Raw genomic sequence first — 25,632 nt, forward strand, 5'->3', positions numbered from 1 at the left:
CACAGGCGGATATGCCGTGCCTTGCCGAGGGTGCCCCTCCACCAGCTACGCTGGTCCCCCTCCCCGTTCCGGGAAGGAATTTGCGCCGCTCAATCATCCTCGTCCTCATACCCCACCAGCGCCAGCGCGCGCGCCTTGCGCTGGGTGAGTTCGCACCAGCGCAGCAGCGCTTCCTCGCGGCCATGCGTGATCCATGTTTCGGCGGGGTTCACTTGCGCGATGGTCTGGGTCAATTCGTCCCAATCGGCGTGGTCCGAGATAATCAGCGGCAGTTCCACCCCGCGTTGCCGCGCGCGCTGGCGTACCCGCATCCAGCCCGATGCCATTGCGGTGACCGGATCGGGCAAACGCCTGCTCCACCGGTCATTCAGCGCAGAAGGCGGACACACGATAATCGCGTTTTCCAGTGCCGCTTTGGGCACGCCTGCCACGGGCTTCAGATCGCCCAGATCAACACCGTGGTCCTCATACAAGCGGCACATCCGCTCCATTGCGCCGTGCAACCAGATCGTCTCGCGATATCCCGCCGCGCGCAATTCGGCGATCACGCGCTGCGCCTTGCCCAAAGCATAAGCGCCCACTAGCACACAGCGCCCTGCCTCGTTTTCCCGCGCGGCAAGCAGCTTGGCCATTTCCCCGGCGATGGGCGGGTGCCTGAACACCGGCAGGCCGAACGTGGCTTCGGTAACGAAGATATCGCAGGGCGTTACCGCAAACGGGGAACACGTCGGATCGGCGCGGCGTTTGTAATCGCCGGTAATCACCACGCGCTCTCCGCCATGCTCCAACAGGATTTGCGCTGATCCCAGCACATGTCCGGCAGGCACAAATGTTGCGCGCACATCGCCGCGCAAGTTCACCGTCTCGCCATAGGCCGCAGCGCGCGATCCTGCTGCGATCACGCCATAGCGCAAGCCCATGATCGCCAGCGTCTCGGGCGTCGCTACCGTCGTTCCGTGCCCACCACGCGCATGATCGGCATGGCCATGCGTCACCAGTGCCAGATCAACCGCGCGCGATGGATCGATCCACGCGTCGGCAGGCGCAATGTACAGCCCCTGCGGTTCGGGGCGCAGCCATGAGAACGGTGGGGCCATACTTGTGGTAATGGCCCGATGTAGCGCGCAGTTCCAGTGACCTTTGGACATGGGCCAAAGTTGCGCGGCGCGACTTTATGGGCGGAAGAATTGTTCACGCAGAGACGCGGAGGGATATTTCTCAGCCGTAAGGTCGCTTCAACCAGTCAGCGTAGTCGTTTCGCCAAAGGCAGAAAAAGAAGGCGGCTTTGCCGCAAGTGCAACGCCTCAGCGTCTCCCTTTTCTTCTCCGCGTCTCTGCGTGAAATGCATTCAAGTACCCACCCCGATCTCAACAAAAAAGGCCCACCCCGAAGGGCAGGCCTCTTTCGTTCACTCCACGAAGGAAGGCTTATTCGGCCTCATCTTCGGTGCTCGATTCGGTCGCCGGGCTGCCAGCCTTGCCCTTTTTCGCCTTTTTCTTGACCAGCTTGGGCGCAGCAGGCGTCAGTTCGAACGATAGGGCGCCATCGGTGCCTTCTTCGGTCTTAAGGCTGACGTGGACTTCACCGCCATTGGCCAGTTTGCCGAACAGCAGTTCTTCGGCGAGCGGCTTTTTGACCTTGTCCTGAATCAGACGCGCCATCGGCCTTGCGCCATAGAGCTTGTCGTAACCCTTGCGCGCCAGCCACGCGCGAGCATCGGCATCGAACTGGATGTGCACGTTCTGATCGGCCAGTTGCAGTTCCAGTTGCAGCACGAACTTGTCGACCACGCGGCTGACGACTTCGGGCTGGAGGTAAGCAAACGGCACGATGGCATCCAGGCGGTTGCGGAATTCGGGGGTGAACATTTTCTTCACCGCTTCATCGCCCGCATCGGCCTTGGATACGTCGCCAAAGCCGATGCCCTGACGCGCCATGTCCGAAGCGCCCGCATTGGTGGTCATGATCAGGACCACATTGCGGAAATCGACCGTTTTGCCGTGGTGATCGGTCAACCGGCCATTGTCCATCACCTGCAACAGGATGTTGAACAGATCGGGGTGCGCCTTTTCGATTTCATCGAGCAGCAGCACGCAATGCGGTTGCTGGTCAATTGCATCGGTCAGCAACCCGCCCTGATCAAACCCGACATAGCCCGGAGGCGCACCGATCAGGCGGCTGATCGAATGACGCTCCATATATTCAGACATATCAAAGCGTTGCAGCGGAATGCCCATGATTTGCGATAGGCTGCGCGCCACTTCGGTCTTGCCCACGCCGGTCGGGCCGCTGAACAGGAACGAACCAATCGGCTTGTCTGCATCGCGCAGGCCCGCACGGCTCAGCTTCATGGCCGAAGATAGCACTTCGATGGCCTTGTCCTGCCCGAAGACCAGACGCTTCAGATCGCGCTCAAGATGTTCGAGCACTTTCTTGTCGTCGCTCGATACCGATTTGGGCGGGATGCGCGCCATCGTGGCGATGACCTGTTCGATCTCGCGTGCGGTGATCGTCTTCTTGCGCTTGTTTGCGGGCACCAGCATCTGCATCGCGCCCACTTCGTCGATCACGTCGATGGCTTTATCAGGCAGCTTGCGATCATTGATGTAGCGCGCCGAAAGTTCGACCGCGGTCTTGATCGCATCGGGGGTGTACTTGACCTTGTGATGGTCTTCAAATGCGGTGCGCAGGCCTTTGAGGATCTTGATCGTATCCTCGATCGTCGGCTCGTTCACATCGATCTTCTGGAACCGGCGCAGCAGGGCGCGGTCCTTTTCGAAGTGATTGCGGAATTCCTTGTACGTCGTCGATCCGATGCAGCGGATCGTGCCACCCGAAAGCGCGGGCTTGAGCAGGTTCGATGCATCCATCGCCCCGCCGCTGGTGGCACCGGCGCCGATCACGGTGTGGATTTCATCGATGAACAGCACCGCATGCGGCATCTTTTCCAGTTCGGAAACGACTTGCTTCAATCGCTCTTCAAAATCACCGCGATAGCGCGTGCCTGCCAGCAGGCTGCCCATGTCGAGCGAATAGATCACCGCTTCGGTCAGCACTTCGGGCACGTCGCCTTCCACGATTTTGCGCGCAAGGCCCTCTGCGATGGCGGTTTTGCCAACGCCGGGATCGCCCACATAGAGCGGGTTGTTCTTCGAACGGCGGCACAGGATCTGGATCGTGCGGTCCACTTCGGGGCCACGCCCGATCAGCGGATCAACTTTCCCGGCCAAAGCCTTTTCGTTAAGGTTGACGGTGAACTGGTCGAGCGCGGTTTCCTTCTTCTGGCCCTTGGCGTCAGCCTTTTCTTCCTGCTGCTTGGGCGCTTCTTCTTCTGCACCCTTGGCGGTGCGGCCATCGACCGGACGGCCACCCTTGCCAATGCCGTGGCTGATAAAGCTGACCGCGTCCAAACGGCTCATATCCTGCTGCTGCAAGAAGTAGACCGCATAAGAATCGCGTTCGGAGAACAGCGCGACCAGCACGTTGGCGCCGGTCACCGTGTCTTTGCCGGATGACTGCACATGCAGGATAGCGCGCTGGATCACACGCTGGAAACCGGCAGTGGGCTGGGGGTCAGCCTTATCCTGCGTTTTCAGCGATTGATATTCCTGATCCAGGTACTGGCGCACCACATCCCCCAGATCGCCCAGATCCACGCCGCAAGCCTGCATCACTTGTGCGGCATCGGCATCATCGATCAGTGCTAGCAGCAAATGCTCCAGCGTCGCGTACTCGTGGCTGCGCTCGGACGCGTTGGCGAGCGCGGTATGCAGCGTTTTTTCGAGGCTCTGTGCGAAACTAGGCATAGGACTACTTTCTGGCTTGCGCCGGTGGGTTCCCTTGACGAGTCGGGCGGGACTCATCACGGGAGAGTGCACGAGCATGGTTAACCAGAGTTAAACCGCGCCGAGGTGCGTTAACAACTGCACAAGTGGCAATATGGGTTGGCCATCCGGCAAAAGAAAGGGTGGGCCGCGTCAACTGCCGTTGCCTGAAGGGGCAGGGTTGCGAAAAAGCGCCTCTGCCGCCGCGCGATGCGCGCTGGCTTTGTTGCGATGCGCAACGGTGCGGGCAATTTCCAATTCTAACAATTGGATGCGTTCGTTTAGTTCGTTGTTCGAATACGGGTCGAGCAGCTCTGTCGCCAGTTGGCTGGCCAGATCCCCTTTCGGGCGAGGACGCTCGTCAATTTCCATTGCGCAACTTTTCTCCTTCGCAGCACAACAATGTGCCTTCGCTACGCTTGCTGTCAACGCCTTGTGTAGGCTAGCAATACAAAACTGGTTTGAAATGAAATATGAGGCTTCCTTGATGACCGCCATTCCTGCAACGATGACGGCCATGGGCTGGGACGCGCCCGGCGGTCCCGAGGTGCTTCGGCCCGAAATCGTGGCAGTGCCGCAGCCGGGGCCGGGGCAAGTATTGGTCAAAGTGGCCTATGCCGGGGTCAACCGGCCCGACGTGATCCAGCGTCAGGGATTCTACCCCGCGCCTGCTGATGCATCGCCGCTGCCGGGGCTTGAGATTTCCGGCCAGGTCGTTGCCCAAGGCGCAGGCGTGGTTGTGCCGTTTGTCGAACAGAGCGTTTGTGCGCTGGTGGCTGGCGGCGGATATGCCGAATATTGCCTGGCCGAAGCCGAACAGTGCTTTGATGCAGGCGATATCGCCCTGGATGAAGCTGCCGCTATCCCTGAAACGCTGTTCACCGTGTGGCACAACGTGTTCGAACGCGGCATGGTGGCCGACGGCGAGACGATCTTGGTCCACGGCGGCACCAGCGGCATTGGTTCAATGGCGATTCTGCTGGGCAAGCTGTTCGGCGTGCGCGTGATCGTCACGTGCGGTGGGGCTGAAAAATGCGCGCAAGCTCTGGCCATCGGTGCGGCTCATGCGATAGATTACAAGAGCGCCGATTTTGTTGAGGAAGTGGCAAAAATCACTGGCGGCAAGGGCGTCGAAATGGTGCTCGATATGGTTGCGGGCGATTATGTCGCGCGCAATCTGAAGTGCCTTGCCGATGATGGCCGCCATGTGACCATCGCGGTGCAAGGTGGGCTGCGCGCGGAAATCAACATGGCCGAAGTCATGCGCCGCCGCATCACCCTTACCGGATCAACGCTGCGCCCCCGCTCCAAAGCGTTCAAGGCCGCGCTCGCCGATGAAATCCGTCAAACCGTATGGCCGGTCATCGCGGGCGGCGAACTGCGCCCGGTTATGGACCAGTGCTTCGCGCTAACCGATGCGGCTGCGGCTCATGCGCGCATGGAGCAGGGCGCGCATATTGGGAAGATCGTGCTGAAGGTCGGGTAGCGCAGAGCCTACCCCCAACCACCTCCCTGTGAAGGTGGAGAGACAAAAGATGCCCCTTCTGCGAACGCGCGAGGGGCCGAAATCTTACTCTTTCCAGCCCCATGAGATCACGCAAGGTGGCACGTTAACCGGCTCAAAACCCTTGTCGATGTGGCGGAAGAACTGGCCCATCATCACGCGCGCACGAGCGGTATACTGATAAACAAGAAACGCACCGCCAGTGCGCAGCACGCGGTGTGTTGCACCCATGATGGCAGGGCCGACGCCTTCGGGCAGGGTTGAAAACGGCAAGCCCGACAGCACATAATCGGCCTGTTCAAAACCGTGCGCGCGGACGATTTCTTCGACATCGGTGGCCGAACCGTGAACGGCGGTAAAGCGGCTGTCACCAATGGTCTTGGTAAGATATTCTATGAAATCGGGGTTGGTGTCGATCACGATCAACTGGCCATCACGGCGCAGTTTTTCCAGCACTGGGCGACAGAATGTGCCAACGCCGGGGCCATATTCAACGAACAACTTGCATTCATCCCAATTAACCTTGGACAGCACGCGTTCAATCGTGCGCCCGGATGATGGTACAATCGCGCCAACCATCGCCGGGTGCTTGATAAAGCCCTTGAAGAAGATACCGGCAGGGCCGAGCAGGCGTTCCGCCTTGCGTTTGGCCCGCTGAAGAAGGGGCTCACGCGCCGCCTGGGTCGAAGTCATCGAGTAAAACGGTCCTCTGTCGATCAAGCCGAAGCCTGCGGTCGCAAATTTGCAACAGCATTGCAAGCACACATCTACATCCCTACCGAAGCCGGATGAACCATCCGTGGACAATATTAGAGAGTAAACCATGAATGCGGGCAAAATCAGCGCCGACATTCGCTTACCGAATGAGCGCATGGCGCTATTATTTATGGTGATGCTTGTATCAGCGGCAGGCAATACCGCGATGCAATCTGTCATGCCTTCGATTGGCACGCGATTGGGCATCGCGGATGTGTGGGTGAGCCTTGCCTATTCATGGTCGGCCCTGTTGTGGGTGGTCATGGCCCCTTACTGGGCACGGCGGTCAGACCGGCGCGGGCGCAAGGCGATGATGGCGCTGGGGATTGCCGGGTTCGTTACGTCATTCGCGCTGTGTGCCGTCATTCTGCGCATCGGCCTCAGCGGATGGTTGAGCGCTGCCATGACGATGGTACTGTTTGCGCTGGCGCGGTCGTTCTATGGCATGTTCGGATCAGCCGCGCCGCCTGCTGTCCAGGCCTATGTTGCCAGCCGTACGGGCCGTGCCGATCGCACCAAGGCCTTGTCACTTGTGGCTTCGAGCTTTGGCCTTGGCACGGTCGTCGGACCGGCTCTTGCCCCGCTAATGATTCTTCCCGGCCTTGGTGTAGTAGGGCCGTTTGCGATCTTTGCCGCGCTGGGCTTAATCGTGCTCGTACTGGTGCGTACGCGCTTGCCCAATGATGATCCCCGCTTTGCCGGTCGCGGCGAAGTCATGTCTGCACCGTTCAGCGCATCGTCCAATCCGCGCATTGTAGAAGACACGCCCGATGGCTCGCCCGATGAACTGCCCGAAGCGCAGCCGCAGCATGCGGGCATAGACCGTGTGCGGTTGACCGACAAACGCCTGCGCACTTGGCTAATCGCGGGCGTTATCGGCGGCCATTCCCAAGCCATGTTGCTGGGCGTCATCGGCTTTCTGCTGATGGACCGGTTGGGCCTGCGCAGCGATCCTGATGCAGCCGCAGGACCGATCGGGCTGGTGCTGATGGCGGGGGCCTTTGCCACGCTTCTGGCGCAATGGGGCCTGATTCCGATGCTGGGGTTAGGGCCACGCACCTCCACCATCTGGGGCACGGCGCTGGGTGCATTGGGCATCGTGCCAGTGGCGATGGGCGCAGACCTGCACAGCATCGCGGTGGGCTTTGCCATTGCGTCGCTGGGCTTTGGCATGTTCCGGCCCGGCTTCACATCAGGGGCAAGCCTTGCGGTAAGCCGCGCCGAACAAGGGCAGGCCGCGGGCATCATCACTTCGATCAACGGCGCGGCCTATGTCGCCGCACCCGCTATCGGGGTGTGGCTCTATAGCCACTCGCAATGGCTGGCGTGGGGCACGATGGAGGCTTTGGCGGTGATTGTCGTGATCATCGGCGTTTTCGCGCTGGAAAAAGACGCCGCCTGACCGGCAAACGCGCGGTACACGCAGACCCGCTTGCCAAGCGGCTGATTTGACGCCAATCGCAGGCCATGCCAGCCGCAAGCGCCTCGAAGAACATCATCGCGCGCGGTGTTGGTTCCAACGCCTTCAGCTTTATAATCCGCTTCGGGGCAAGAGCGTCGTTCCTCTATATCGGTGCGCGGCTTTATGGCGCGGCCAATTATGGCGTGTTTACGATGGCCACCGCCGTTGTCGAACTGGCAGCGCCTTTGGCCAGCCTTGGCCTGCGGCGGATGATTTTTCCCTGGCTGGAAGAGGAAACCGGCGGCGCTGCACCGCGTCCCCCCATCCACATCCTGCTCGATGCCCTGCTGCTGGCTGCGATTGGTGGCGCGGCGATGTCGGTGCTGCTGGTGGCGGCCACACAATGGCTTCCATCCGCTGTGGTTTCAGACTCATTGCGCCTTGCCTTTGCCCTGCTGATCCCTTCGGTCTTGCTGCAAAACACCGGCGATATCGCGCTGGCCGCCACGCGCTGGACGCACAAGATGCGTTATGAAGTGATCGGGCGCGGTGTGGTAGAGCCTTATGTGCTGACCGCCGTGGTCCTTGCGACATGGTATGGCGGGCTGACCGAAACGGGCATGCTGTTGGGCTACTGGGCAGGCTCGCTGGCGCTGGCGCTGTTTTCGCTGTGGGCCGCGCGCGATTGTCTTGGCGTGTTGCAATTGCGCCACTGGCGTCCTGGCGCAGGGGCCTTGGTGCAGCGGGCACGTTCGTTATGGCCCGCCAGCGGCAGCGATTTCCTGTCGAGCCTTGCGCAGCGGATCGATCTTTATCTGGTCGGCTTCTTGCTGGGCGATACGCCCGCCGGTGTCTATGGCGTGCTGCGCCAATTGCGCACGCCGGTTTTGCAAGTGCGGCAGGCCTTTGACGGCATCCTCACTCCCCTCACCGCCCGCACGATGAACACTGATGGCGATGTGACCACCGGCGAGGCAACGGCGGCGGCCACGCGTGTCGTGCTGACGATCCAGTTGGGACTGGTGCTGCTGATGGCGGCGGCGGGCGATGCGCTGCTTGATCTGTTCGGCGCAGGTTATGCCGCGGGATATGCCGCGCTGCTGGCAATGGTGCTGGCCGAAACCATCAACGGCGCGTTCGGAGTGTCCGAATTGATCCTTTACTACCGCCGCCCCGCACTGGCGCTCAAGGTCAACGTGATCCTGATTGCGATTGCGACTGCCGGAATTCCGCTGCTAACGCCGCGCTTCGGCATTCTGGGAGCATCGCTGGCGATGTTGGCGGCGGCGGTGATTGCCGCTGTGCTGCGGCGATACTGGCTGGTCGGCCTTGGCGTGCGCCGCCCGTTTTTCCACGCAAGCATGCCAGTGGCGGCGGCAGGGATTGCGGTATTGTGCGGCACAGGCGGCGGATGGATCGCACGGGCAAGCGCGCTGCCCGGCGCATCTGATGGCTGGCAAAAAGCGGTGCCACCCTTGCTGGCGCTGGCAGTTTACGTGCTGCTGATCGGCGTCTGGCGCAAAGTGCAGCCCGGCGTGCTGTCTTTGGACCGCTACCGCATCAACTAAACGCAGCAGACGGGGTTGTCTCACCATCAATCCGCGTTGCGGCAATCACCGCCGCGCGGTTGTGCAAGCTGACCGAGATCACCAGCAAAATGTTCAGCACGATGGCCTGATAGATAAAATACCACAGCGGGCTCCCGGCGATCATCGCCATACCCAGCACAATTGCGCGCGGATTGGGGCCGAGCAGTTTGAGGAAGCTCAACAGCGGCTTTTGCTCGCGCGCCACTTCGGCACGGATTGCACTCAGCCGCGCGTTATCGTGCTGCGCCATCGCTTCGCCCACGGCGGCGTCGATACGGCGGGCATGTGGGGTCATCCCGGCGGCAAGGTAAAGATAACCGCGCGCTACGGCTTCAAACAGGCGGGCGACAGGGTTGCTGGAACCAAACAGGCCAGCGTTGTTATCGCGTGCGTTGTTCAGCCAAGGCACGCCATAAGTCCAGTACTGGTAAAACCGGCGCTGCACTTCGACATGGTTGGACTGTACGATGTGCGAAATGCCTGCCGCCAGCGTCCACGCCCAGGCCACCCCTGCGCCATGCGTACGGGTCAGCACGAAAGCGAGCAGGACATAGACCACGATATGGCTAACATAATCGCATACGCCGTCCACCATTTCGCCAATCGGGCTAGACTTTCCGGTTAGCCGCGCCAGATCACCGTCGGCGCCGTCAACCACATGCCAGCCCATGTGGAGAACCAGCCCGAGCAGCGCGCCCCATGGCCAACCCAGCGCCCATGTGCCGCCGGTGGAATCCATGTTGAAATAGACAATACCGGCCAAAACAACCAGAAATCCGCCAAAAACAGAGACCATGTTAGGCGTCAGCGGTGTCCGCGCCAGCAGTTTGGCAAGCTTCCACGCCAGCGGGTGATAGAGGTAAAAATTCAGGGAATCCTGCATTTCACGCGGACGCCGAGGGCGCTTTGCGTCCCGTCCATCCGCGGACCCTGTCATTTTGTGCACTCCTCTCGAAATGGTCATATCTTGGCGTCTAGCAGTTCAGGCTATATAAATTAACCGGCCGGGTAAACAGGCCCGGCGCAGAGTTTGCACCGGATATGTGCGCGCGGAGCGGGGGCAACGCACCTGGATAAGGACAGTTAAGCGATTTCCACTTTGGCACTTATTGTCTTCGCTGTCGGGCGCGATGCCGATTTTCTGGTGGCAGGCGTTCCTGCGGCCGCCCGGGTTGTGCGTGAAGCGCGCCTTGCCGGGATGGCTTCGTGCGAAGTTCTGGCAGGCTCCGGTTGGCAGCCAAACGCGATCACCCGTTCGGAAACGCAGCGGCTTTGCGATTCCATGCCCGTCGTGTTCGGGCCAGCGGTATCGGGCAACGATGCTGCAAGAGCGCGTGCGCGCGTAGCCGTGATCCGGGGTGATGCTATGCCGCCCGCACAGGCCATTGCCGATGCGGTGGCCGGGCGCAACGAACCTGTAGAAGGCATAGAAATCGCTTACGGCCATGGCATTGACGAAGCCATCGCGCGGGCTATGAGCGCGCGCCACGATGCCGCCGAACGATTGCGGGTGGCAGGACGCAACATTCTGCGCTCCACCGCCAAGCCGACAGATGGCATCGTATCGCGCTATATCAATCGTCCCGTTTCGCAGGCCCTGTCGGCCATTGCCTTGCGCTATCCCGGTATCGCGCCGATTCACGCAACAATCGGTACAGGCGTGATCGCCATCACGATGTTCGCCAGTTTGTTGCTGGGCGGGGAATCCGGCCTGATCGCCGGAGCATTGCTGTTTCAGGCTGCATCGATCTTTGACGGCGTCGACGGGGAGATATCGCGCGCCACGTGGCTCACCTCGAATGCGGGCGCACGCATGGACAGCCTGCTCGATGCCGCCACCAATCTTGCGTTTCTTCTGGGGGTTGCGATCAACCTTCAGATGCAAGATCGTGTGTTAGGTGCAAGCCTTGGCTATACGGGGCTCGTTTTGCTCGCTATGGGGCTGTTCCTGATCGGAGGAGTGGCGGCCCGCAGCAATGCCCCGTTCAGCTTCGATCTTGTCAAGGAGCACTACCGCGCCAAGAGTGCAGGCGGTGTCGTTGACGAAAAGCCATCGCAAATCATGCAATGGCTGACTTTTATGACCAGCCGCGATTTTTTCGCGCTGGTGTTTGCACTGTTGATTGCATTCGGGTTTGCGACGCTTGTCTTGGCCCTTTTTGCAATCGCGGCGGCGGGCTGGCTGGTAGCAGTCATCCTCGCCCTCGTGCCGAAGCATGCTTGACGGCGGGGAATCTTCTTGCTTTTGGCGCGCGATTTATAAATGAGGCGTTATCGTGACAGCCGCCCTTGGGCGCCTGTGTGAAGGGATCTGTATTCATGAAGCCAATAAAGGTCGCCGTGATCGGCGTAGGCAACTGCGCTAGCTCGCTGGTGCAGGGGGTTGCCTACTACCGCAACAACAATTCGTCGCAAGGTCTGATCCATGATCGCATAGGCGGCTATGGCGCGGGTGATGTCGATTTTGTGCTGGGCGTCGATGTCGATGCACGCAAAGTCGGCAAGGACATTGCAGAAGCAATCTTCGCTGGCCCTAACAACACCACCGTGTTCCAAGCCAATGTTCCGGCAACCGGCGCAAAGGTCATCATGGGTTATGTGTCTGACGGCGTTGCCGCACACATGACATCCGTTGGCGAGAAAGGCTTTATCGTTTCAGACGAAGCTGAGGCCACCCATGACAGCATCGTTGCTGCACTGAAGGAATCGGGCGCCGAAGTTCTGTTGAACTTCCTGCCGGTCGGTTCGCAAAAGGCCACCGAATTCTACATGGAATGTGCACTTGAAGCCGGCGTTGCCGTGGTCAACTGCATGCCCGTGTTCATCGCTTCTACGCCTGAATGGGAAGCGAAGTTCCGCGAAAAGCGCATCCCGATCGTCGGCGACGATATCAAGGCCCAGGTCGGCGCGACGATCGTTCACCGCGTTCTGTCGAGCCTGTTTGCTGCGCGCGGCGTGAATGTCGAACGTACGTATCAGCTGAACACCGGCGGCAACACCGATTTCATGAACATGCTCGACCGTCAGCGTCTGGGCAGCAAGAAGGAATCGAAGACTGAAGCCGTGCAAGCCATGCTTGCCACGCGCCTGGCCGATGAAAACATCCACGTTGGTCCTTCGGACTATGTTCCATGGCAGAAGGACAACAAGCTGTGCTTCATCCGCATGGAAGGGCAGCAGTGGGGCAACGTGCCGATGAACCTCGAACTCCGCCTCTCGGTGGAAGACAGCCCGAACTCGGCTGCTTGCGTGATGGATGCGATCCGTTGCTGCAAGGTCGCGCTTGAGCGTGGTGAAGGTGGTGCACTGATCGGCCCGTCGGCCTACTTCTGCAAGCACCCGCCGCAGCAGTTCAACGACGATGTCGCTGCGCAAATGGTTGAGGAATATGCCTCGGCCGAAAAGCTGGCCGCCGAATAAGCGCGCCGCTTAACGCAATGAAACAGGGCCGACCGGGCGGATGTCTGGTCGGCCTTTTCATGTTCTGAATCGCCAAGAAAACAGAGAATCCCGATGGACGCGCTGATCATTGCCGCCGGTTACGGCAGCCGCCTGGCCGAGCTTTCACCCTCCAAGCCGCTGACGCCGGTATGCGGCGTGCCGCTGATCGAGATCGGCGTGCGGCAGGCGATGGAAGCAGGCGTTACGCGTGTGGTGGTGGTAACCGGGCACAAGGCAGACCTTGTCGAAGCGTTCCTTGCCGATCTTTCCTTGCGCGCAGGGATAGAAATCGTGCCGGTGCGCCTCGCCGATTGGTCCACGCCCAATGGTTATTCGGTGATGGCCGGGGCCACGCGCTGCAATGGCAATTATCTGCTGATGATGGCCGACCATATGTTCGAGGCCGATATTCTTGCGCGCCTGCTTGCCGAAGACAGTCCGGAACGTGGCGTCACTCTTGCAATCGATCGCCGCGTCGATAGCCCGCTGGTCGATCCCGATGACGCCACATGGGTGAAAATGGACGATGCCGGCCGGATCACCGCCATCGGTAAAACCATCGCGCCTTATGACGCGGTCGATTGCGGCGCGTTTCTGGCAACGCCAGAACTCGCCATCGCCATCCGCGATACGATTGCAGCGGGCAAATCGGGCAGCCTGTCAGACGGGATGCAACGCCTTGCCGATGCGGGCCGTGCGGGCACCATGGACATCGACGATGCATGGTGGATGGACGTCGACGATCCGCGCGCCCACGAACTGGCCGAAGAGCTGGCCCCTTGGCACCTCGCACGCACCTTTGCCAACGTGCCGCTCACAGCGGACGAGGACTGAACGGGACGCGGGAGCCTTTCGGCCCCTGCACCCTATCAAGGATATTTCAGGTGAATCCGGGTCGAAAGGCCCGTCTTGGCGATATTCAGCCGCACCGAACGGAACGAGGGAATGCTCGCAATCGTGGGCGGGTTGTTGGAAAAGCCGAAGCCTTCCTCGGGCAGGCCCAACACGCCGCTGCGCTTGATCGTCGTGCTCGAATCCTCGTCATGGTAGACTGCCAGCACATAGACACCAGGCTTGGGCACGAACAGGCACATCCTGGTTTCCGGCGCGGTGGCATCCACGCGGCCGACATACATCGACCCCTTTTTGACCAGAAACTTGCGCGGTTCATCGGCATAGAGCGTGACCGCCATCAGGCCATTGCCGTTGCGCACGCGGTCAATCGTGACGTTAACCCAAGTGTCGCTGACAGGCCCCGCACAATTTGGCCGCGCCACATTCGCCGGAGCATTGGCCGCAGATGCAACGCCTGCCCCCGTCAATCCGGTAGCAGCCGCAGCAATAGCAAAGGCCGTGGCGTACAAACGTCTCGGCTGGATCATGTCAAAAGCCCCAAATTCGATGTGTCTTTCCAGCATTTTGCAAACTGCTATCGCTGTTCAAGCAGCAATCGCGCCATGCCGGTAGCATCCCCTGCCAGCCACATACTGACAGATTTCAGCCACGTTAAGTAGGATTCTTGCCGTGAATGATCGCTGAACTTGTGTGCGACCAACCGTTCATCGACAAAACCACCGCCTTTGCCCCCACGAATCGTGTCCAAAGCGGGACATTCAATGTGGATAAGCCCGCGCATAATGCTTGCCCCCCCGATTCGCGAGCGGTAACCGCTTAGAAGTGGGGTAGCCGTTTGCAGGCACTGGGCATCGCGCCGGGGGTGTTGCAGATGTCCTCTGCTGCCGCCGCAGGAAGACGACGCCAGATGACACCGCTTATTTCTCCTTCGATTCTTTCCGCCGACTTTGCCCGTCTGGGCGAAGAAGTGCGCGCTATTGACGAGGCGGGAGCGGACTGGATTCATGTTGACGTGATGGACGGCCATTTCGTCCCCAATATTACAATCGGCCCGATGGTGTTAAAGGCTTTGCGCCCGCACACAACCAAACCGTTCGATGTCCACCTGATGATCTCGCCGGTTGATGGCTATTTGCAGGCTTTTGCCGATGCCGGGGCCGATATCATCACCGTCCACCCCGAAGCGGGGCCACACATCCACCGCACGGTGCAGGCGATCAAGGGCCTGGGTAAAAAGGCGGGCGTTTCGCTCAATCCCGGCACGCCGGCCAAGATGCTCGATTACCTGATCGACGATGTGGATCTGGTTCTGGTGATGAGCGTGAACCCCGGTTTTGGCGGGCAAAGCTTCATCTCCAGCCAATTGCGAAAGATCGAGGCGATCCGCAAGATGATCGACAAATCGGGCCGTGACATCCACCTTGAAGTAGACGGCGGGGTTGATTTAACCACCATCCGCTCATGCGTTGATGCAGGCGCCGATGTGCTGGTGGCAGGAACCGCCACTTTCCGGGGAGGCCCCGCCCAATATGCCAGCAATATTGCTGCATTGAAGACTTTGGGCTGATATGCTGGACGGCGGCTTTTCCACCCTTGGAAGCCGCCCGGCGGCGACGGCGGCATCCGCACGCCCGGCTTTGCCGCTTGATCCAACGAAGGAGGAACCGCTGGCCAAATCGCAGGACCGCTACCGCCAGACAGAAGAGGGTTCCGCGTTGCTCGCCAATTCCGCTGCGGTTGAACCCGGCCGCGCCTTGGCGCTCGCTGATTTTGCCCCCCCTTCGCTAGGGGCAGGCGACCGGCTGATCCGCTTTGCCTATAGCCTTGGCCTGCCCGTCAGCGCGATCCATCCTTTCCGCAAACGCGCCAAAACGCAATTGACCGCCACGGTCACCAACCCGCTCCCCGGCGATGCGGCAGCGGGCAAGGCCTTGCGTGCGGGGCATTTTCTGGTCCACGGCTTTAAATCGCCGATTGCCGATACGGCCTTTTCCGGGCCACGCCTGCCGCCTGCGTTTGAACGCATGGTCCACGGTTTCCGCTGGCTGCGCGATCTGGAATCGGGCGGCCAACGCTCGCAATGTACGCAAGTCGCCGAACGGATTACCTCCACCTGGCTTGACGCCAATCCCAAGCCCAATCCAACGCCTGCGTGGGATATCGGCAACGTCGGCCACCGCTTGCTGAACTGGCTGGTTCATGCGCCGCTGGTGTTGTCAGGGCAGGATCGCTCGGTCCGCAACCGCGTGCTGCACGCCGTGGATGAAACCGCCCGCTGGCTTGATCGCCATGTCGGCAAAGCGGAAGACCAATTGGCCGAAATAGCCGGGTGGAGCGCGCTGGTCGCCGCCGGGCTCATTCTGGCCGATGGAAAAGCGCGCCGCCTGTTTGGTGAAGCGGGTCTAGTGCGTGCGCTGGGCGAACTGGTCAGCGATGATGGCGGCGTGCTCTCGCGCAGCCCGCTGTGCCAGATCGAAGCGATCGAACTGCTGGTCAGCTTGCGCGCCTGCTATGAATCGGTGCGCGCCGAACCGCTGCCGCAAATCGGCACAATGCTGAACCTGCTGGTGCCGCCGCTGCTGGCGCTGCTCCATGGCGATGGCGGCCTTGGCAATTGGCAGGGCGCAGGCGCAGTTGATGCCGACCGGATCGAAACGCTGATCAAGATCACCGGTGTGCGCGCGCGGCCTTTGCGCGATGCGCGCCAGTGGGGCTATCAGCGCGCCACCGCTGGCAAGGCCGTGCTGCAATTCGATGCAGGGCCGCCGCCGGTCGCGCGCCACGCCCGCGATGGCTGCGCTTCCACGCTCGCCTTCGAATTCAGCCATGGCCATGATCGCATCTTCGTAAATTGTGGCGGTGCGGCTTTTGCAGGCGGCTTGATTCCGCTGCGCTTGGAACAAGGCCTGCGCGGCACGGGCGCGCATTCCACGCTGACGATTGACGAATTCAACTCCACCGCCGTGCTGATCAATGGCCGTCTGGGTTCGGGCGTTTCCGAGGTTGAGGTGGACCGCCGCACCCTCTCGGCAGAAAGCTCCGGCCCGAACAGCTCCGGCAGCGGCGCAACGCGGATCGAGGCCAGCCACAACGGCTATGTCGGGCGCTATGGCCTTGTCCATCGCCGCATCCTGATCCTGCGCGATGATGGCAGCGAATTGCGTGGCGAAGATCTCCTTGTACCAGCAGGCCGCAAAGGCAAGCGCGGAACCATCGGCGTCGTCTTGCGCTTTCACCTTGGCCCCCATATCGAGCTGGCCGCCAGTTCTGACGGGAAAGGCATGACGCTCGCCCTGTCAGACGGCAGCCTGTGGCAGTTCCGGTCTGGCCGCGATGCGATCACGATCGAGGAAAGCCTCTGGGCAGATGGACAGGGACGCCCTATCGGCACACGCCAATTGGTGATCTCTGCCAAAGTTCCCCGCAGCGGTGAGAGTTTCTCCTGGCTGCTCAAGAAGATGAGATAGGAATTTCCACGTGACGACGGTTACTATCAAGCGGGCGCTGCTATCAGTGTCCGACAAGTCCGGCCTTGTCGATCTGGGCAAGGCTCTGGCCGCGCGCGGTGTCGAACTGCTCTCGACCGGTGGCACCGCCAAGGCGCTGCGCGATGCGGGCCTCACGGTCAAGGACGTGTCCGAACACACCGGCTTCCCCGAAATGATGGACGGCCGCGTCAAGACGCTGCACCCAACGATTCATGGCGGGCTGCTCGCTGTGCGTGACAATCCCGAACATGCCGCCGCCATGGCAGAACATGCGATTGGCGCCATCGATCTGGTCGTGGTCAACCTCTACCCCTTCGAAGCGACTGTCGCCAAAGGTGCTCAGCGCGATGAAGTAATCGAAAACATCGATATCGGTGGCCCTTCGATGGTACGTTCTGCCGCCAAGAATCATGGCTATGTCACGATCCTGACCGATGCCGCCGATTATGCCGCATTCTTGGCCGAGCTAGATGAAACCGGCGGCGCCAGCACGCTTGCGTTCCGGCGAAAGATGGCAGCCAAAGCCTATGCCGCGACCGCCGCTTATGACGCCGCGATTTCGCAGTGGTTTGCCACAGTTGACCAGCAAGAGCATTTCCCGCCCGTGCTGGCCGCTGCGCACACCCGCGTCACCACGCTGCGCTATGGCGAAAACCCGCATCAGGACGCAGCGCTTTATGTGCCCCGCAATCCTGCGGTCACCGGCCTGCCCCAAGCCACGCAGATTCAGGGCAAGGAGTTGTCCTACAACAATTACAATGACGCCAACGCCGCGCTGGAACTGGTCGCCGAATTCACCGGAGCCAAGCCAACAGTCGTCATCGTCAAGCACGCCAACCCTTGTGGCGTCGCGACGGCCGATACGCTGCTCGAGGCGTGGAAAGCCGCGCTGGAATGTGATTCGGTTTCGGCATTTGGCGGCATCGTTGCCACCAACGTGCCGCTGGATGGCCCCACCGCCAATGCCATCTGCGAAATCTTCACCGAAGTGGTCGTCGCTTCGGGCGCTGATGATTCCGCCAAGGCCGCTTTTGAACGCAAGAAGAACTTGCGCCTGCTACTCGTCGATAGTCTTCCCGATCCCGATCGCAAGGGTCTGGTCACCGTGCCCATCGCCGGTGGTTTGCTGGTGCAAGACCGCGACTGTGGCAAAGTGGATAAGGCCGATCTCAAGGTCGTCACCAAGCGCGCGCCGACCGAACAGGAACTGGCCGATGCGCTGTTTGCATGGACCGTGGCCAAGCACGTCAAATCGAACGCCATCGTCTATGCCAAGCAAGGCGTTACCGCCGGGATCGGTGCAGGCCAGATGAACCGCCGCGATTCCTCGCGCATTGCTGCGGCCAAGGCCAAGGAAGCCGCTGATACGCATGGCTTTAGCGAAGTGCGCACAAGCGGTTCTGCCGTCGCCTCTGATGCGTTCTTCCCCTTCGCCGATGGTCTGATGGCCGCGGTGGAAGCAGGCGCGACCTGCGTGATCCAGCCCGGCGGATCCATGCGCGATGATGAGGTCATCAAGGCCGCAGACGAAGCAGGCCTCGCAATGGTCTTCACCGGCATGCGCCACTTCCGCCATTGATCGTGATGCCCCCTCCCGCTTGCGGGAGGGGCTCGGCGTGGGCCTTTTTGTTTCGCGCAGAGACGCAGAGGAAGCAGAGAGCGCTGAGACAAGAAAGTGCTGTAAGGCCTGCTTTCCATCGCCAAGGTTTGCACTTTGGACAGCGTTAAGATTGGGAGCGGCCTTGCCGCAGGTACAACCTCTCTGCGCCCCCTGCCTCCTCTGCGCCTCTGCGCGAAACCCCTGCTTTATTGTCCACGAAAAAGGCCGGCTCCCACCACGGGAACCGGCCTTTTTCATGTCACGTCAAAAACGCGATTAACGGTAGAAGATATGACCGTCGATCTTCGCCATGCGCGTCTTGCCCCAGCGGGGTGAGACATGCGCTGCGTGAAAGAACATAGCGCCTTCAACCGGGCTTTTCCATGTACCCTTATCCGCAATTACGGCGATCCGCACCGCATCTTGCCAATCACGGCTGCTGCGGTTGATCGAGGGCATCGAACGGCCACGAATGAACGAGAATTGCGAAGGTTGGTATACCACGCCGCAATAGGATGCGGGGAACCGGCCTGATTGTGAGCGCGCGATAATCACGCGGCCAACCGCAAGCTGGCCAGCCAGTGTTTCGCTTTTGGCTTCGAAAAAGATGGCTCCGGCCAAACATTCCAGTTCTTTGGAAAGGTCGGCGGGGGCTTGGGTGTTCTCTACCAGATTGGCCAGCGAGGATGCGGCAATCGCGTCCTGAAGCGACTCTGCGGTATCATCGGGCGTCGCTTGGGCGACTGCCTGGATAACCGGCTGGGAGATAAACGTGGTCGCAATGGCGACCGGAGCGTTGAACCCTTGCGCACTGGCATGGGATCCACTTGTGCTGAGAAGCGTTGTGATAAAAGTCGCAGCCAGGCTAAGCGTAGCAGCGTACCGGAATTTCTTGCTCATAAATCGTCGTCAAAGTGCGGTGAGCTTCCAGCCATGGCGCGGCAAAAAGCCCTGACGCACAAGGCCGGATGGCAAAGTGCGGGAGCGAGATGCCGAAGGGCCATGTCGGTTGCCCCCCGTCTGCGTGCCAATGCGGTCAGCCATATCGCCTTCCATCACCGCCTGCGCAAAATCGATGAGGTGCCTTTATTGTGCAACGCCGTAGTGTCAAGGCTTGTTCACCTTGGCGACAGGTTGTCCCGGATGAACTGTTCCGGTTTTGCGACAGTCAGTTCAACTATCCACACATCGCGGTCCTGGGCCATGCGGCGGCTTAGATAATCTTCAAATTCCCTTTTATTATCAGGCGCTTGAACCTTTACTTGCACCCATTTCCGGCTGCCATCCAACTGAGGCATCCGCTCAAACAACGAACCAAGACCCTGATTATCCAGCGTAACAATAAGGATCGTGCCGCCATCACGCTCCCCCTTATGCAGCACCATGCCAAAATCATTGCCAGCCTGCGCCGTGCGGAGCAATCCTGAAACTTCTATATGTGCAGGGACCCGGTTTTCCACTATTTCAACGCTTCGCGCAGGCCCGCATTATAGCCCTCAAGGCTGGATAAAGGGATGCGTGAACGCTGGAAGGTGCCAGTGCCACGGCCCACTTCCTCACCATGTGCATCAATCAACCGCGCTTCGGCTACCAGAACCCGGCGGCGGCCCGAAATCCAGCGACCTTCCGCAATCAATGGCCCTTCGCCAATCGGTTGGGTGAACAGCAAGTTGAACGATGTGGTCAGCAAAAATCGGTCTGTCACCATCGTGTTGGCCGCATAGAACGCAGCATCATCGAGCATCTTGAAATAGATCGTGCCATGCGCTGCCCCGGCTGCGTGAAAGCAGCTTCGCGTCACGTTGAAATGGATGCGCGAGATGCCTTCTGCCACCACTTCCAACCGCGATTCAAACAGATCGTTCACCGGAGCAGAACCATAAAGCCCTTCAAGCGCCCGCCAATGCAGCGATGCGCTATCTCCGCTTCCAGCGTTTGAATCAGGCGGCGTCACGGTCAAGGACATTGACCAGCAGGCCATAGAGCGCTTCGGCATTGGGGGCCGAAATGAGCCGTTCGTGCATGCGTTCATCGCGCATCATCCGCGATATGGCCGCCAGCGCCTGCAAATGCGTGGCGCCTGCTTGCGATGGTGAAAGCAATCCGAACACGCAATCCACCGGCATGCCATCGGCAGAGGCAAATTCCACAGGGTTTTCAAGCCGGAAAAATGCCGCAACCGGGCGCTCCAGTCCATCAATCCGCGCATGCGGGATGGCCACACCGCGTCCAAATCCGGTGCTGCCCAACTTCTCGCGCTCGTCAATTCCGTCGGTCACCGCTTCGCCATCAAGCATATACACCTGCGCAAAGCAGCGCGAGAGATCGGCGAGGATCTGCTGCTTGCTATCGGCGCGAACCATGCGGACGGCCTGTGGATCAAGGGTAAACAAAGCCGTCATAGTGCGGATAGATGTAATCACATAAGTGCTAAGGCACGGTGAATTGGGCCGCGCAATGCGCCCGAATGCGGGGGAACGCAAGAGCAAAGCGGCGGTTGTAATTGTGTCAAACAATTGGGGAGAGAGCGCAAGCGCCTCCCCCCTTTTGGCAAACCGGTTGAAAATGCCTGTGTTTACTTGGGCTCCACGTTTACTTGGGCTCAACCCAGCCAATCGAACCGTCACCACGGCGATAGACCATGTTATGTGCGCCTGTACCAAGGTTCTTGAACATCAAGGCGTTGGTGTTGCGCAGATCGAGCATCATCACCGCATCGGCCACCGTTGCCGTTGGCACATCGACGCGGGTTTCGGCGATCACCAAAGGCGCATCGGCCGGTTCATCCTCGCTCGCCTCGTCATGCGCGAACACGGTATACGTTGCGTCCTGCACGATAAGGTTAGATTCATCGGTCTTGCGCGCGTGATCGGCGTTTTCGTGGCGCGCGGTCAAGCGGCGCTTGTAGCGGCGAAGCTGCTTTTCGATCTTGTCAGCCGATTGATCGAACGCAGCATGGGCGTCTTGCGCGCTAGCACCGCCTTTCAGGATCAATCCGTTGGTCACATGCGTGACGATATCGCAGCGAAATCCGGCATGTGGTGCTTTTCCCATCGTGACATGGGAGGAAATCGCTCGGGAGAAATACTTGTCGACGATGGCGGAAAGACGTTCCTCGGCATGTGTCTGCAAGGCAGCGCCGGTATCGACCTGGTGTCCCGAAACGCGAATATCCATATCTCACTTCTCCTGTGTACTCAGGCGAACCAGCCCAATCACACCATCAGCGTGACCAGATCGGCTCGCTAAATCCCGCCATGAATTCGGCATGACGGGCAAGCTCCTCCTCGCTCGCACTATGCGGGCGCGGGGAACGGAAAGTGCGGGTAACCGACGACGACGTGCCGATCACCGGCTGTTCGGACAGCATCCTTGCTTCTGCCGCAAGTTCGAGCCCGATCTGCCGTCCACCCTGCAACTCTACGTAGAGCTGCGCGAGCAGTTCCGCATCCAATAGCGCCCCATGCTTGGTGCGGTGGCTACGGTCGATCCCATAGCGTGAGCACAACGCATCAAGGCTGAGTTTGGCACCGGGATGTTTGCGGCGGGCAATCGCCACGGTGTCCACCATCCGGTCCCTGTTGACGGGGGTAAGCCCGCACATTTCCAGCTCGTTGTTCATAAAGCCGAAGTCGAACCCGGCATTGTGCGCAACCAGCGGCGAATCTTGGATGAATTCGAGGAATTCGCCCGCTTTTTCAGCGAATTTGGGCTTGTCCGAAAGGAACGCGATGGACAACCCGTGCACGGCCTCGGCTTCGGCCGGCATATCGCGTTCGGGATTGAAATAGCAATGATAAACCGCACCGGAAGGTACCCGGTTGATCATCTCGATGCAGCCGATTTCCACCAGTCTATCCCCCGATCTTGGATCGAGGCCGGTCGTCTCTGTATCGAAAACGATCTCACGCATTATCGGATATGTGGACCTGCATAAGGGGGCTGGCAAGGGGCGTTGGGGTTAATGGTGCGGGTTTTTTTCACGGATAGCGGTGACCAGTGCCGCCACTTGCGCATGCGTCTCCTCCAGCGTTACCCCGGTGTCGATTACATGGGTGGCGCGGGCGCGTTTTTCCGCGTCGGGCACTTGCAACGAAAGGATATGCGCAAACTTTTCAGGCGTCATCCCGGGGCGGGCCAGCACACGTGTCCGTTGCATATGCGCGGGCGCAGAAACGACGATCACCGCGTCAAGATCCGCGCCATGGCCCTTTTCGAACAGCAGCGGAATATCGAATACCACCAGGCCCTCGCCCATATGCTCGATCATGAACGCCTCACGCATTTGCGCAACGGCGGGGTGAACAATCGCCTCAAGCTGTTTGAGCGCAACAGGATCACCGAAGACTTTTGCGCCAAGCTCCTGCCGTTTGACGCCTTCGGGACCGGTCGTTCCAGGAAACGCGGCTTCAATCGCGGGCAGCAGCACGCCACCTGGCCCTTGCAACTGGTGCACGGCGGCATCGGCATCGAACACCGGCACGCCCAGTTCACGCAGCATCAGCGCCACCGCCGATTTACCCATGCCGATAGAACCGGTGAGTCCTGCGATGAACGGGCGGCTCATGCCAGCAACCTTGAGCGCAGTTCGGCATCAGCTTCCCCGCGCGGCGGGGTCGCCCCGAAGAAGCGGCGGAAGGCATGGTCGGCTTGGCCAATCAACATCGAAAGGCCATCAACAGTGGCAAATCCCGAACCTCTAGCCAACTTGAGGAATGGCGTTTCGAGCGGTGATGTGACGATATCGTAGAAAACCGACCCCGGCGGGGCATGGCTTATATCAAACACCAGCGGCGGTTGGCCGGTCATGCCAAGGGCCGTCGCATTGACCACCAGATCAAGGCAGCTCGTCCGATCATCAAAGGCAAAATCGGTGGCATCGGCAAAGTGATCAAGCGGAGCGACGTGGTGTTCACCCTTGGGATCAAGCTCATCGAGCAGCGCCCGCGCTTTCTCCACATTGCGCCCTGACAGCACGATCACCATGCCCGCATCGGCCAGTGCCGCAATGATCGCGCGCGCCGCGCCGCCTGTGCCCAAAACGCGGGCCATGCGGAAGTAATGCGTTTGCGCCAGCAGCGGCTGTAACGGTTCAAGAAAGCCCGGCGCATCGGTATTGTAGCCCACCAGCCCGCCCTCTTCGGGAACAATCGTGTTTACCGCGCCAATCCGCGCCGCCAGCGGATCAAGCCGATCGAGCAAGGGGATCACCGCCTGCTTGTGCGGCATCGTCACATTGCAACCGCGCCAATCGGGATCGCTCCTGCGCCCTGCCAGATAACCGGTAAGCCCCTCTGCCGTTACATGAGCGCGGTCATAGCGTCCGGGCAGGCCCAGCTTCTCCAACCAGAAACCATGGATTACTGGCGATTTAGATTGGGCAATCGGATCACCGATCACCTCGGCATAAGGCTGGCTCACGCTTCCAGCTCGCCCAGATCGCGCAGCGCGCCCAGCAGCGCCAGCAGCGGCATACCCAGAACGGTGAAATGGCTGCCCTCGACCGATTCAAACAATTGCGCGCCCAGTGCCTCCATCCGGAACACGCCGACACAGCCTGAGACTGCGGGCCATTCCCTGTGGAGATAGCTCTGGATAAAGCTGTCGGAAAGGCTGCGCACGCGAAGCCGCGCGCATTCGGTATGACGCCACATGCACTGCCCGTCACGCATCAGCACCGCAGCGGAATGAAGTCGCATTTCGTTGCCGGAAAAGAACGCCAGATGTTCAGCAGCGTTTTCGCGGCTCACCGGTTTGTCAAACAAGCGGCCACCCACTTCAACCAGCGAATCCCCGCCAAGCACCAGCCGTCCGGGCATGCTGACCGAAATGGCTAGTGCTTTAGCTTCGGCAAGAACCATCGCGATATCGGCAGGCGGCACACCGATCAGTTCGCGTTTGATCGCGCCTTCATCCACATCGCCTGCGCGCGCTTCAAACGGCACGCCGGCGGCTTCCAGCATCATTTTGCGCGAAGCGCTTTGGCTGGCCAGAACAAGAGTCATATCGGTTTTACACCATCACTATTGCCGCCAGCAGCGGCACGTTCATTGTATAAATTGATCACAGCGGCCGCCGTCTCTTCGATCGATCGGCGCGATACATCGATCACCGGCCAGCCGTTATCGGCAAACATCCGCCGCGCATACTGCACTTCGCGGTTCACATGATCGTTATCCACATAGGCTGTTTCGGGCGCTTGATTGAGCGATAAGAGCCGGTTGCGCCGCACCGCGATCAGGCGTTCCGGGCTTGTCGTCAGCCCCACTACCAGCGGACGGCCCAGCGAAAACAGCATCGAAGGCGGCGGGCTTTCCACCACGATCGGGATATTGGCCACTTTATACCCGCGATTGGCCAGATAGATCGACGTTGGCGTCTTGGAGCAGCGCGAAACGCCCGCCAACACGATATCGGCCTCCTCCCAATTCTCCCAGTTCACGCCATCATCATGGGCAATAGTGAACTGGATGGCGTCAACGCGCGCAAAATAGGCTTCGTCCATGATGTGTTGCCTACCGGGGCGGCCTTTGGCCTGCACGCCAAGTTGCTGCTCCAGCGCATCGGTCACCGCATCAAGCGCGGCAACACTGGGCAGGCCCAGCGTGACGCAGCGTTTTTCCAGCCGCTCGCGCGTTTCGGGATTGACTAGTGTATAAAGCACAAGCCCCGGGTTTGCAGCGATTTCGCCCATGATACGGTCAAGGTGCTGCATTGAACGTACCATTGGCCAGAAGTGGCGCACAACATCAGCCCCGTCGAACTGGGCCAGCGCCGCCTTGGCGATCATCTCCAGCGTTTCGCCGGTGGAATCAGATAGGAGGTGCAGGTGCAAACGCTGCATTTTGGCGCTTTCTTGGAGGGTCTGCCCTATCTTGGGATGAACCTGTGGAAACAGGAGAGATAAACCACGGGACAGAGCCGGGGACAAGTTGAAGCGGTAATTCCATGCTTCTTTCCGGCCCGTTTGACCCCCGCTTATCGACAGCTCCGCTAACTTGTCCCCAGCCTGTGGAGAGCGTTGAGAACTTTCTCTTGACCCAATTCCGGGCAGAGTCGCAGCCGGGAAAAAGGGTGGAAACTGACTCACAAATCGGGCAGACCGTCGTCATCCCCGCTTTCCACAGGGCCAACAACTATCATCAACCTGATTCTAAGAATCTTGTTTAAGTA

26 protein-coding genes are annotated in these 25,632 nt (G+C 60.1%); 9 read left to right on the forward strand and 17 right to left on the reverse strand.

Going from position 1 to position 25,632, the window contains the following annotated elements:
* Positions 1 to 89 precede the first annotated feature (89 nt).
* From IP81_RS17045 to IP81_RS21735, 3 genes are all read right to left on the reverse strand, one after another.
* Positions 90 to 1,097 (reverse strand): ligase-associated DNA damage response exonuclease, encoded by a 1,008-nt coding sequence (locus IP81_RS17045; RefSeq protein ID WP_054109204.1) that lies wholly within the window; start codon positions 1,095 to 1,097, stop codon positions 90 to 92.
* Positions 1,098 to 1,427: 330 nt separating this feature from the next.
* Positions 1,428 to 3,806 carry an ATP-dependent Clp protease ATP-binding subunit ClpA gene (gene clpA / locus IP81_RS17050; RefSeq protein ID WP_054109205.1) on the reverse strand — a complete coding sequence of 793 codons (2,379 nt, stop codon included), beginning with the start codon at positions 3,804 to 3,806 and terminating at the stop codon, positions 1,428 to 1,430.
* Between the two features lie 171 nt (positions 3,807 to 3,977).
* Positions 3,978 to 4,343: a DUF1192 family protein gene (locus IP81_RS21735; RefSeq protein ID WP_369800783.1), complete on the reverse strand. Its 366-nt coding sequence runs from the start codon at positions 4,341 to 4,343 to the stop codon at positions 3,978 to 3,980.
* Between IP81_RS21735 and IP81_RS17060 the strand changes: the two genes are divergently transcribed.
* A complete protein-coding gene (locus IP81_RS17060; RefSeq protein WP_197274691.1) occupies positions 4,312 to 5,310 on the forward strand; it encodes an NAD(P)H-quinone oxidoreductase in 999 nt (332 codons plus the stop codon). The genes IP81_RS21735 and IP81_RS17060 overlap by 32 nt on opposite strands.
* A gap of 84 nt (positions 5,311 to 5,394) precedes the next feature.
* Here the strand turns inward: IP81_RS17060 and IP81_RS17065 are convergent, their stop codons facing one another.
* On the reverse strand, positions 5,395 to 6,021 hold the full coding sequence (locus IP81_RS17065) for a class I SAM-dependent methyltransferase (protein WP_054109208.1): 627 nt from the start codon (positions 6,019 to 6,021) through the stop codon (positions 5,395 to 5,397).
* Positions 6,022 to 6,199: 178 nt separating this feature from the next.
* Here IP81_RS17065 and IP81_RS17070 point away from each other — a divergent pair, with 178 nt between their 5' ends.
* Entirely contained in the window at positions 6,200 to 7,486 is a 1,287-nt protein-coding gene (locus IP81_RS17070) for an MFS transporter (protein ID WP_054109271.1), read from the forward strand.
* Positions 7,487 to 7,551: 65 nt separating this feature from the next.
* Positions 7,552 to 9,054, forward strand: coding sequence for a lipopolysaccharide biosynthesis protein (locus tag IP81_RS17075; protein WP_054109209.1), 1,503 nt, complete (start codon positions 7,552 to 7,554; stop codon positions 9,052 to 9,054).
* Here the strand turns inward: IP81_RS17075 and IP81_RS17080 are convergent.
* Complete coding sequence (locus IP81_RS17080) at positions 9,047 to 10,012, reverse strand: CDP-alcohol phosphatidyltransferase family protein (RefSeq protein WP_054109210.1); 966 nt, start codon at positions 10,010 to 10,012, stop codon at positions 9,047 to 9,049. The genes IP81_RS17075 and IP81_RS17080 overlap by 8 nt on opposite strands.
* Before the next feature lie 162 nt (positions 10,013 to 10,174).
* On the opposite strand from IP81_RS17080, the gene IP81_RS17085 reads away from it, so the two are divergent.
* From IP81_RS17085 to IP81_RS17095, 3 genes are all read left to right on the forward strand, one after another.
* Positions 10,175 to 11,299: a CDP-alcohol phosphatidyltransferase family protein gene (locus IP81_RS17085; protein ID WP_054109211.1), complete on the forward strand. Its 1,125-nt coding sequence runs from the start codon at positions 10,175 to 10,177 to the stop codon at positions 11,297 to 11,299.
* 95 nt (positions 11,300 to 11,394) lie between these two features.
* Positions 11,395 to 12,495: an inositol-3-phosphate synthase gene (locus IP81_RS17090; RefSeq protein ID WP_054109212.1), complete on the forward strand. Its 1,101-nt coding sequence runs from the start codon at positions 11,395 to 11,397 to the stop codon at positions 12,493 to 12,495.
* A 93-nt stretch (positions 12,496 to 12,588) separates the two neighbouring features.
* Positions 12,589 to 13,350, forward strand: coding sequence for an NTP transferase domain-containing protein (locus IP81_RS17095; protein WP_054109213.1), 762 nt, complete (start codon positions 12,589 to 12,591; stop codon positions 13,348 to 13,350).
* Between the two features lie 35 nt (positions 13,351 to 13,385).
* On the opposite strand, the gene IP81_RS17100 is transcribed toward IP81_RS17095, so the two are convergent.
* Positions 13,386 to 13,898: a DUF2141 domain-containing protein gene (locus tag IP81_RS17100; RefSeq protein WP_054109272.1), complete on the reverse strand. Its 513-nt coding sequence runs from the start codon at positions 13,896 to 13,898 to the stop codon at positions 13,386 to 13,388.
* Between the two features lie 380 nt (positions 13,899 to 14,278).
* Here IP81_RS17100 and rpe point away from each other — a divergent pair, with 380 nt between their 5' ends.
* The 3 genes from rpe to purH are packed head-to-tail and all read left to right on the forward strand — an operon-like array spanning position 14,279 to position 18,438.
* Entirely contained in the window at positions 14,279 to 14,938 is a 660-nt protein-coding gene (gene rpe / locus IP81_RS17110) for a ribulose-phosphate 3-epimerase (RefSeq protein WP_054109215.1), read from the forward strand.
* A gap of 1 nt (position 14,939) precedes the next feature.
* Positions 14,940 to 16,838 (forward strand): heparinase II/III family protein, encoded by a 1,899-nt coding sequence (locus IP81_RS17115; RefSeq protein WP_054109216.1) that lies wholly within the window; start codon positions 14,940 to 14,942, stop codon positions 16,836 to 16,838.
* Positions 16,839 to 16,848: 10 nt separating this feature from the next.
* Positions 16,849 to 18,438 (forward strand): bifunctional phosphoribosylaminoimidazolecarboxamide formyltransferase/IMP cyclohydrolase, encoded by a 1,590-nt coding sequence (gene purH / locus IP81_RS17120; protein WP_054109217.1) that lies wholly within the window; start codon positions 16,849 to 16,851, stop codon positions 18,436 to 18,438.
* Between the two features lie 297 nt (positions 18,439 to 18,735).
* Here the strand turns inward: purH and IP81_RS17125 are convergent, their stop codons facing one another.
* The 11 genes from IP81_RS17125 to IP81_RS17170 form a co-directional block, all read right to left on the reverse strand.
* Positions 18,736 to 19,359 (reverse strand): cell wall hydrolase, encoded by a 624-nt coding sequence (locus IP81_RS17125; RefSeq protein WP_054109218.1) that lies wholly within the window; start codon positions 19,357 to 19,359, stop codon positions 18,736 to 18,738.
* A gap of 9 nt (positions 19,360 to 19,368) precedes the next feature.
* A complete protein-coding gene (locus tag IP81_RS21550; RefSeq protein ID WP_255352443.1) occupies positions 19,369 to 19,503 on the reverse strand; it encodes a hypothetical protein in 135 nt (44 codons plus the stop codon).
* Positions 19,504 to 19,577: 74 nt separating this feature from the next.
* A complete protein-coding gene (locus IP81_RS17130) occupies positions 19,578 to 19,919 on the reverse strand; it encodes a DUF1491 family protein (protein ID WP_054109219.1) in 342 nt (113 codons plus the stop codon).
* The gene (locus tag IP81_RS17135; RefSeq protein WP_082356273.1) at positions 19,919 to 20,440 is read right to left on the reverse strand and encodes a PaaI family thioesterase; all 522 of its coding nucleotides are present in this window, start codon (positions 20,438 to 20,440) and stop codon (positions 19,919 to 19,921) included. Before IP81_RS17135 ends, IP81_RS17130 begins: the two co-directional genes overlap by 1 nt.
* On the reverse strand, positions 20,400 to 20,861 hold the full coding sequence (locus IP81_RS17140) for a PTS sugar transporter subunit IIA (protein WP_054109274.1): 462 nt from the start codon (positions 20,859 to 20,861) through the stop codon (positions 20,400 to 20,402). Before IP81_RS17140 ends, IP81_RS17135 begins: the two co-directional genes overlap by 41 nt.
* Positions 20,862 to 21,051: 190 nt before the next feature.
* Complete coding sequence (gene hpf, locus IP81_RS17145; RefSeq protein WP_054109220.1) at positions 21,052 to 21,636, reverse strand: ribosome hibernation-promoting factor, HPF/YfiA family; 585 nt, start codon at positions 21,634 to 21,636, stop codon at positions 21,052 to 21,054.
* Positions 21,637 to 21,682: 46 nt separating this feature from the next.
* A complete protein-coding gene (gene dnaQ / locus IP81_RS17150; RefSeq protein WP_054109221.1) occupies positions 21,683 to 22,372 on the reverse strand; it encodes a DNA polymerase III subunit epsilon in 690 nt (229 codons plus the stop codon).
* Positions 22,373 to 22,420: 48 nt separating this feature from the next.
* On the reverse strand, positions 22,421 to 23,026 hold the full coding sequence (gene coaE / locus IP81_RS17155) for a dephospho-CoA kinase (protein ID WP_054109222.1): 606 nt from the start codon (positions 23,024 to 23,026) through the stop codon (positions 22,421 to 22,423).
* The gene (gene aroE, locus IP81_RS17160; protein ID WP_054109223.1) at positions 23,023 to 23,880 is read right to left on the reverse strand and encodes a shikimate dehydrogenase; all 858 of its coding nucleotides are present in this window, start codon (positions 23,878 to 23,880) and stop codon (positions 23,023 to 23,025) included. Before aroE ends, coaE begins: the two co-directional genes overlap by 4 nt.
* Complete coding sequence (locus IP81_RS17165; protein WP_054109224.1) at positions 23,877 to 24,464, reverse strand: nucleoside triphosphate pyrophosphatase; 588 nt, start codon at positions 24,462 to 24,464, stop codon at positions 23,877 to 23,879. Before IP81_RS17165 ends, aroE begins: the two co-directional genes overlap by 4 nt.
* Entirely contained in the window at positions 24,461 to 25,303 is an 843-nt protein-coding gene (locus IP81_RS17170; protein ID WP_054109225.1) for a pyruvate, water dikinase regulatory protein, read from the reverse strand. Before IP81_RS17170 ends, IP81_RS17165 begins: the two co-directional genes overlap by 4 nt.
* Positions 25,304 to 25,632 lie beyond the last annotated feature (329 nt).

The organism is Novosphingobium sp. AAP83 (genome assembly GCF_001295795.1).
In the GTDB taxonomy this organism is placed as follows: domain Bacteria; phylum Pseudomonadota; class Alphaproteobacteria; order Sphingomonadales; family Sphingomonadaceae; genus Novosphingobium.